Origin of the sequence: Longimicrobium sp. (assembly GCF_036280135.1) — a bacterium.
Lineage (GTDB): Bacteria > Gemmatimonadota > Gemmatimonadetes > Longimicrobiales > Longimicrobiaceae > Longimicrobium.
Window position 1 is genome coordinate 1 of the sequence record NZ_DASURI010000773.1, and the last position, 8,847, is coordinate 8,847.

6 protein-coding genes are annotated in these 8,847 nt (G+C 70.5%); 4 read left to right on the forward strand and 2 right to left on the reverse strand.

From position 1 onward, the window contains the following. Positions 1 to 55 precede the first annotated feature (55 nt). Together VFZ20_RS24940 and mprF are read right to left on the reverse strand one after the other, a co-directional pair. Complete coding sequence (locus VFZ20_RS24940) at positions 56 to 784, reverse strand: AcvB/VirJ family lysyl-phosphatidylglycerol hydrolase (protein WP_329686674.1); 729 nt, start codon at positions 782 to 784, stop codon at positions 56 to 58. Between the two features lie 14 nt (positions 785 to 798). Further along, positions 799 to 3,417 (reverse strand): bifunctional lysylphosphatidylglycerol flippase/synthetase MprF, encoded by a 2,619-nt coding sequence (mprF, locus tag VFZ20_RS24945; protein WP_329686675.1) that lies wholly within the window; start codon positions 3,415 to 3,417, stop codon positions 799 to 801. Between the two features lie 340 nt (positions 3,418 to 3,757). On the opposite strand from mprF, the gene VFZ20_RS24950 reads away from it, so the two are divergent. The 4 genes from VFZ20_RS24950 to VFZ20_RS24965 all read left to right on the forward strand — a co-directional run. Then, complete coding sequence (locus VFZ20_RS24950) at positions 3,758 to 4,876, forward strand: S8 family serine peptidase (protein WP_329686676.1); 1,119 nt, start codon at positions 3,758 to 3,760, stop codon at positions 4,874 to 4,876. A gap of 360 nt (positions 4,877 to 5,236) precedes the next feature. Continuing rightward, positions 5,237 to 5,866, forward strand: coding sequence for a DUF305 domain-containing protein (locus tag VFZ20_RS24955; RefSeq protein ID WP_329686677.1), 630 nt, complete (start codon positions 5,237 to 5,239; stop codon positions 5,864 to 5,866). Between the two features lie 33 nt (positions 5,867 to 5,899). Next, positions 5,900 to 7,645 (forward strand): hypothetical protein, encoded by a 1,746-nt coding sequence (locus VFZ20_RS24960; protein ID WP_329686678.1) that lies wholly within the window; start codon positions 5,900 to 5,902, stop codon positions 7,643 to 7,645. Between the two features lie 328 nt (positions 7,646 to 7,973). Then, a partial coding sequence (locus tag VFZ20_RS24965) for an ABC-F family ATP-binding cassette domain-containing protein (RefSeq protein WP_329686679.1) occupies positions 7,974 to 8,847 on the forward strand: 874 nt, incomplete at its 3' end.

Consider the following 8,847-nt stretch of genomic DNA (forward strand, 5'->3'; position numbering starts at 1 on the left):
ACTCTGCGTCCTCTGCGGCTCTGCGTGAGAATGCAGTTCGCAGTTGCTCCCGACCTCAGCGCGCCGCGGAACCGTTGGCCTGGAGCGCGAGGTCGCGGATCACACGCAAAAGACGCGGACGGTCGCCCTTGAAGTGGTGCCCGCCCGTGAGCCCGATCACGCGCACGGGCGCCGTGCCGAACTGCCTGCACGCCGCCAGCTCGTCGCCACGCGCCCACACGCAGAGCACGGGCAGGTCGCCCAGGCGCTCCACCTCCGGCCGCGTGGCCCGGCGCGGCGCGCTGCTGGTGCCCCACCACTGCTCCACGCGGAACTCGAACACGGCGTCGTGCGCCAGCGCCACCAGCGCCACGCCCCCGATGCGCGCCCGCGTGTCCGCCGGCAGCCGGTTGACCAGGAACGGCATCACGTCCGCGCCCATGGAGTACCCCACCAGCACCACCCGGTCACGCCCCCACTCCGCCGCGTAGTGGCGGATGACGGCATCCAGGTCCCGCGCCGCCTGCTCGGGCGTCCTGGGTGTCCAGTAGTAGCGGAGGGAGCTCCAGATGACGGACGGCACGCCCGCCTGGGACAGGTCCCGGGCGATCTGCTTGCCCAGTCCACCCGTGGGCCCGTCGCCCGTGAGCACGATGGCGAACGCGCGGCCGGCCGAGTCCGCCGGGGCAGGGAGGGGGCGCAGGGGCAGCGAGCGCATCCGGCCGTTCTCCATCCCGGCGTTCTCGGGAATGCGCACGTGGCTGCACGCGGCGGCGCCCGTCAGCAGCGCCGCGGTTACGAGCATCGACAGGAACCGCCTCACGCGCCCTTGCCGCGGCGAAAGATCTTGCGGTAGCCGCCCGCGATGAGTGCCGACACGTCCGCCGTGATGCGCGGCAGGTTCAGCCCGCCGGGGTAGGCCAGGTAGCGCGGCTCCCACGCGGGGTGGAACTTCTCCTTGTACGTCCGCAGCCCCTGGAAGTTGTACAGGGCCTCGCCCCGCTGAAAGATCCAGTTGCCGATGCGCGTCCACACGGGCGCGATGGCGCTCACCTCCAGTCCGCTCAGCGGCGCCATCCCCAGGTTGAAGCGCCGGTATCCGCCGTCGCGTCCCCAGATCATCAGGTGCAGCAGCAGGGCCTCCATCACGTTGCGGGGCGCGTCGGGCCGGTATCGCATCAAATCCACCGAAAGCTCCGTTCCCCCCGGTCCCGGCCACACGGTCGCGAACGCCACCACCCGGCCCTCGGCCTCCACCACGCAGACGGGAAAGCGCAGCACGTACTCCGGGTCAAAGAAGCCCAGCGAGAACCCCTTTTCCGACGCGCGCTTTTCCCGCAGCCACAGGTCCGACACCTCCTTGAGCCGCGGCAGCAGCAGCGGCACCTCCTCCACCGGCACCACGCGGAACGTCATCCCCGCCTTGGCGAAGCGGTTGAGCACCAGGCGAAACGGCTTTTTATCCGCGCCGTCCAGGCTGAACGCGGCCAGGTCCACGAACGCCTCCTCGCCCAGCTTCGCGAAGGTCAGGCCAAAGTCCGCGTACTGGTGCAGCCGGTCCTTGCTCACCTGGTAAAAGACGGGGACGCCGCCGTAGTCGTCGCACCGCTCGAAAAAGCGGTGGATGAGGGCCGTCACGGCCCGCGGCTCGCCCACGGGGTCGCCCATGCACACCCAGGTGCGCCCCTGCACGGCGTACATGAGCATGGCGTCGCCGTCGCCAAAGAGCAGCGTCTTGTCGCGCAGGTAGACCAGGTAGGGAACGGTGGACGGCTGCCGGGCGATGAGGGCCTGCGCCCGCTCCAGGTCCTCGTCCGTGGGGAGGATGATCGTCGGCTCCGCCGGGCGCAGCAGGCGCATGACGCCAAAGGCCAGCAGCAGCACCACGGCCAGCATGGTGGCGCGCAGGGCCCGGGGCGCGTCCTGGTTCAGCGCGAACCGCCACCACAGCTCGTCGCTGTACTCCACGTGCTTGAAGGCAAAGAAGCCCAGCCACACGGACGCGCCCACGACGGCGATGAGGCCAAAGATCCACCCCGGCGAAAAGCGGGCGTCCCAGAAGTCCGCCTTGCGGTCGAAGGCCGGCCGGCTGACGACGAGGGCGATCAGCAGCAGCCCCAGCAGCACGGCCTCCTCGTAGTCCGCCCCCTTGAGCAGCGACGCGCCGATCCCCGCGGAAAGCCACGTGGCCGCCACGACGAACGACATGTCCAGCCGCCGCGCCACGGCGTTGGAGACGATCAGCAGCCCCACCCCCGCCACGCTGCCGATGAGGTACCCCGCCTCCACCAGCACCAGGGGCACGTTGTGGTCGATCCACCGCAGCCGGTGCGGCTCCGTGGGCGTGGCGCCGCTGACGAGCAGGAGCGCGCCGCCCAGGAACAGGAACATGGCCAGGATGCGCGGCGCGATCTGCAGCGACATCGTCCCGAACCAGCTCCCCCACCTGGCGAAGTGGTGCCGCCGCAGCCGCACCTCGTCCACCACCAGGATGGCCAGCGCCGCGCCCAGGGGGATGATGTAGTAGATGAGCCGGTACAGGACGAGCGACGAGACGATCTGGTCCAGCGACAGGTACTGCTTGAGGAGGACCACCATCGTCCCCTCGAACACGCCCACGCCGCCGGGGACGTGGCTCACCAGCCCCACGAGCTGCGCGGCCAGGAAGGCGCCCAGGAACTCCGAGAACGTGAGCTCCGTCCGCGGCAGGAGGACGTAGAACACGGCGGCCGCCAGCGCCCAGTCCACCGTGCTGAGCAGGTACTGCATGGCCACCGTGCGCAGGGGCGGCACGGGGATGTGCCACTTCCACATCTTCACGGGCTCGCGGCGCACGGCGGCCGCCACCACGTACGCCGCGGCCGTGCCCAGCAGCGCCCACCCCGTAACGGCCACGACGCCGGGGCCCAGCAGGTCGCGCAGGCCGGGGTGCGGGTCCACGGCCATGCTCCACCCGGCCAGCACCAGGAACCCCAGCCAGAACGTGCCCGTGTAGAAGACGACGATGCGCGAGATGTCGGCCCCGCCGAGCCCCCAGCGCGAGTAGAAGCGGTACCGCACCGACGTCCCCGAGATGATGGCGAACCCCACGTTGTTCGCCACCGCGTAGCCGATGAACGACGTGACGGCCACCTTCCACTCCGTGAGCCGCTTGCCCACGTAGCGAAACGCCAGCAGGTCAAAGCCGCACAGCACGGCGTAGTTGGCGGCCGTGAAGAGGACGGACAGCAGCAGCGCGGACGCGGGAAGCCCGTGGATGGCCGCCCGCACCTCGCGGTAGCTCACCTCGGCCAGGGAGCGGTTGAGCACCCACACGGCCGCCGCGAACAGGCCCAGCCCCACGACGGGCGAAACCCAGCGCAGGACCCGCTGCAGGCCGCTGCTGCCGGGTCGTACCTGGGGCTCTTCGGGTTGGGCGGCGGGCGTCTGGACGGTCACGGACGATGAAAACGGGTGTTGGTAAGGGGGCGCCAAATCTAGGCGGCCGGGGCCCCCGTGCAACAGAGAGACGGGCAGGTGCCCACGAAAGTTCCGCGCCGCCGTTCGCATCGCCCCGATCTGTTTCACGTGCACCATTCTGGTGCGGCCGCTTTGCGGCGCGAAACGGTGCAGGACGGGGACAAGTGCGGCCCCGGCAACGGCTTGTGCGGACTGCGCGGTTTGGGCCCCGTGCTTGCCACTCCCGGGGCCGACTCTCGGCGGATGGCGCGTCCTGTCCCTGGTCCCCCGGGGCCCCCACGCGCGTCCGCACCCTTCGTTCGCAGCAGAGGAGAACGTCATGCGTCGCACCCTGCCCGCCGCGGCCCTCGCCGCCCTTGCCCTGGCCGCGTGCCAGGACGCTTCCGTCGTCACGACGGCCGCCCCCGACACCGAGGCGTCGCAGTCCGCCGCCCCCGTGTACGTGGTGACGTTCAAGTCGGGCGTGGACGTGGACGCGGTGACGGACGAGCTGGCCAAGGAGACCGGGATGACGGTGATGTCGCGCCGCCACTTCGCGGCCCGCGGCTTTACGGCGGCCATCCCCATGGAGCGCCTGAACAGGATCCTCCGCGACCCCCGCGTGGAGATCGTGGAGCGCGACCACATCGTCACGCTGGACCTGCCGCGCGAGACGGCGCGTCCGGGCGGCGGCGGCAGCGCCACGCAGACCACGCCGTGGGGCATTACCCGCGTGGGCGGCGCCGGCGACGGCACGGGCAAGACGGCGTGGATCATCGACTCGGGGATCGACCTGAACCACACGGACCTCAACACCAGCCGCGCCTGCCACACGTACTTCGCCGGCACCAGCCCGGCGGACGGCAACGGGCACGGCACGCACGTGGCCGGCACCATCGCCGCCAAGAACAACGGCCAGGACGTGGTGGGCGTGGCCGCCAACGCGTACGTCTGCTCCGTGCGCGTGCTGGGCAACAGCGGCAGCGGCAGCTACAGCGGCATCATCTCGGGCGTGAACTACGTGGCGGCCAACGGCTCCAGCGGCGACGTGGCCAACATGAGCCTGGGCGGCAGCGGCAGCAACGCCACGCTGGAGAAGGCCGTGAGCGACGCCGCCGGCAAGGGCATCAAGTTCGTGCTGGCCGCCGGCAACGACGGCCTGGATGCCAACAACTTCACGCCGGCCCGCGTGAACGGCTCCAACATCTACACCATCTCGGCCATCAACAGCAGCGGCTGCATGGCCTCGTGGTCCAACTACGGCAACCCGCCGGTGGACTACGCCGCGCCGGGCGTGAGCATCCTGTCCACCAAGAAGGGCGGCGGCACCACCACCATGAGCGGCACGTCGATGGCCGCGCCGCACGTGGCGGGCATCCTGCTGCTGGGCGGCGTGCGCAGCAGCGGCAACGCCAGCTGCGACCCCGACGGCAACGCGGATCCCATCGCCAGCCGCTAACCGGCGGACGGCAGGGACGGATGCAGGCCGGGGCTCCCGCGAGGGGGCCCCGGCCTCTTTTCATGGTCAGGAAAAAGAATTCTCACGCAGAGCCGCAGAGGCGCAGAGGAACGTCATCGCGCGACGAAGTACTCTGCGTCCTCTGCGGCTCTGCGTGAGAATGCAGTTGCTGTTGCCGTAAGTGGATGGAACCGCTGGGATTAGGTGGGGTGATAGGATGCCGATCGTTCCCGACCGCATCTCCGGGTGCTAAGAAAACCGCTTGCGGGGCGGCGGCGGGGAACCCATTGTTGCACGCCGCGCGAACGGACGACCGTTCCACGCGCGCGGCAGCCCGAATCCCGAGAAGGACCGCACCGTATGAAGGCAGGCTGGATCACCCTCGCCCTGGGCGCCCTGCTGGCCGCCGTGCCCGCCCCGGACGCGGCCGCGCAGACGCGGACCACCGCGGCCGCGCCCCGCCACACCGACGCGGACGTGCGCTTCGTGCGGATGATGATCGGCCACCACCAGCAGGCCCTGGACATGGCCGCCCTGGTGCCCACCCGCTCGCAGCGCGCCGACCTGCGCCTGCTCGCCGAGCGCATCGACGTTTCCCAGCGCGACGAGATGGCCACCATGCACCGCTGGCTGCAGGCCCACGGCGCTCCCGCGATGGACGCGCACGCGGGGCACGGCGGCGCCCACGCATCCCACGATGGGGCGGCGGACTCGTCGCACGCGGACATGCCGGGGATGGCCACGCCGGAGCAGATGGCGGCCCTGGCGGCGGCATCGGGCCCGGCGTTCGACCGCATGTTCCTGGAGCTGATGATCCGCCACCACGAGGGCGCGCTGCAAATGGTGGCGGAATTGTTCGCCAGCGAGGGGGGCGGGCAGGAGCCGTCCATCTTTGCCCTGGCCAACGAGGTGGACGCCGACCAGCGGATGGAGATCGGCCGCATGCAGGCGCTCCTGGAAGGACCGCTTTCCCCTACCGCGCCGCGCTGACGCGGCACGCATCAACACTTCAGCAGACCACAGATGAACACGCAAGCGATGGCGCGGCTGGCGGTGCTGGCCGCCGGCGCCCTGCTGGCCGCGGCCCCGGCCGGCGCCCAGGCCCGCGACCCGCGGATCGGCCTGAGCGCGGGGTGGAGCGACGCCGGCCAGGCGATCCGCAACCTGCGGCTGGTCTCCCACTCCGACCGCCCGCAGGGCTTCGTGAACCCGGCCGAGATGGGCGACTTCGGCTTCGCCAACTCGGACCTGGCGTTCAGCGGCAACCACGTCTTCCAGGGCAACTTCAACGGGTTCCAGGTGTGGGACGTGTCCAACCCGGCCCGCCCCCGCCTGCGCAGCTCGCTGGTGTGCTCCGGCGGCCAGGGCGACGTGTCGGTGATGGGCAACCTGCTGTTCATGTCCGTGGAAGAGACGCGCGGCCGCGTGGACTGCGGCACGGGCGGCGTGCAGGGCGCCAGCAGCGCGGACCGCTTTCGCGGCGTGCGCATCTTCGACATCAGCAACCTGGACCGCCCGCGCCAGGTGGCGGCCGTGCAGACCTGCCGCGGCTCGCACACGCACACGCTGGTGACGGACCCGGACGACCGGCAGAACGTCTACGTCTACGTGCAGGGCACCAGCGGCGTTCGCCCGGCCACGGAGCTGGCGGGGTGCTCGGGCGCCACGCCCCAGCAGGACACGGCCACGTCCTACTTCCGCATCGAGGTCATCCGCGTGCCCCTGGCCCGGCCGCAGGACGCGCGCATCGTGAACGCGCCGCGCATCTTCGCCGACGCGCAGACGGGCAACATCGCCGGCCTGTGGCCCGGCGGCCGCCACGGCGAGGGCACGCAGCAGACGGCCACCACCAACCAGTGCCACGACATCACCGTCTACCCGGAGATCGGGCTGGCGGCGGGCGCGTGCGCGGGCAACGGCATCCTGCTGGACATCCGCGACGCGGCCAACCCCGTGCGCATCGACGAGGTCACGGACCCCAACTTCGCGTACTGGCACTCGGCCACGTTCAACAACGCGGGGAGCACGGTGCTGTTCACGGACGAGTGGGGCGGCGGCACCCAGCCGCGCTGCCGTGACTCCGACAAGCCCGAGTGGGGCGCCGACGCCATCTTCACGCTCAACAACCGCGAGCTGCGGCAGGTGGGCTACTACAAGCTGCCGGCCCCGCAGACGGCGCAGGAGAACTGCGTGGCCCACAACGGGTCGCTCATCCCCGTGCCGGGGCGCGACCTGATGGTGCAGGCGTGGTACCAGGGGGGCATGTCCATCTTTGACTTCACGGACCCGGCGCACCCGGTGGAAGTCGCGTTCTTCGATCGCGGCCCCATGAACGCGCAGCAGGCGGTGCTGGGCGGCTTCTGGAGCGCCTACTGGTACAACGGCCGCATCTACGGCTCGGAGATCGGCCGCGGGCTGGACGTGTTCGAGCTCGTGCCCAGCGAGTACCTGTCGCAGAACGAGATCGACGCGGCGAAGCTGGTGCGGATGCGCGAGTTCAACCCGCAGCTGCAGGAGCGCTGGACGTGGCCGGCGCACTTCAGCGTGGCCAAGGCGTACGTGGACCAGCTGGCCCGCAACGGCGGCATGCCGGCCACGCGCACCATGCGCCTGCAGCGCGACGTCGCGGCCGCCGAGCGTGCCCGCGGCGCCGCCCGCCGCACGGCCCTCACGCGCATCGCCACGGAGCTGGACGGCGAGGCCGCCGGCGCCCGCGACCCGGAGAAGGTGCGCGCCCTAGCCGGCGTGCTGCGCGAGCTGGCGCGCTGATCGGCGGACGGCAGGGCAGGGGCAGCGGGGGAGATTTGTCTCTCCCGCTGCCCTTCTGCTTTGCTGGCTTCCGCGAGGGGAACGACGGGCGCACACGGCACTGCGTGAACGGCATGTTGTGAGCGGCACTGCGTGAACGGTTGGCCGGTGCCCAACCCGGCCCCCTGCCCGTCAGCACGGGGGTGCCCGGTGCACGGACCAACCGTTCACGCAGTGCCGTGCACGAAGTGCCGTGTGAAACGCAGTTCGTCGTTGCCGTTCCACGCGATCGCGGACCCGCTGCACCCCCGAGGGTCCACAAAAGCGTGCGTTTTGATTAGATTACGGGATGATCTCCGTATCCAACCTCGAAAAGTCCTTCGGCGACCGCATCCTCTTCGCCGATGCCTCGTTCCAGCTCAACCCGGGCGAGCGCTACGGGATCGTGGGCGCCAACGGCTCGGGCAAGACCACGCTGCTCAGCATCCTGAGCGGCGACACCGAGGCCACCAAGGGCGTCGTCTCCATCCCCAAGTCCGCGCGCCTGGGCGTTCTGCGCCAGGACCAGTTCCTGTACGAGCACCAGGAAGTGCTCGAGGTCGCCCTCATGGGCCACCCGGAGCTGTGGGACGCCATGGTGGCCAAGGAGGCCCTGCTGGCCAACGCCCACGTGGAGTTCGACGTGGACCGGTTCAGCGAGCTGGAGGAGACCGTGCAGCGGCTGGACGGCTACACGGCCGAGGCGCGCGCGGCCACCATCCTGGAAGGCCTGGGCATCCCGGCCGAGCAGCACCGCAAGCCGCTCTCGACGCTGTCGGGCGGCTTCAAGCTGCGCGTGCTGCTGGCGCAGGTGCTGGCCGGCAGCCCCGACGTGCTGCTGCTGGACGAGCCCACCAACCACCTGGACATCCTCTCCATCCGCTGGCTGGAGAAGTTCCTCCAGGACTACGACGGCCCCGTGGCCGTCGTGAGCCACGACCACCGCTTCCTGGACAACATCGCCACGGGCATCCTGGACGTGGACTACCAGACGGTCACGCTGTACCACGGCAACTACAGCGACTTCCTGGTGCAGAAGGTGGAGGACCGCGAGCGCAAGGAAAAGGAGATCGAGGGCCGGCAAAAGGAGATCGCGCACCACCAGAAGTTCGTCGACAAGTTCAAGGCCAAGGCCAGCAAGGCCCGGCAGGCCCAGAGCAAGGCCAAGATGATCGAGCGCAAGG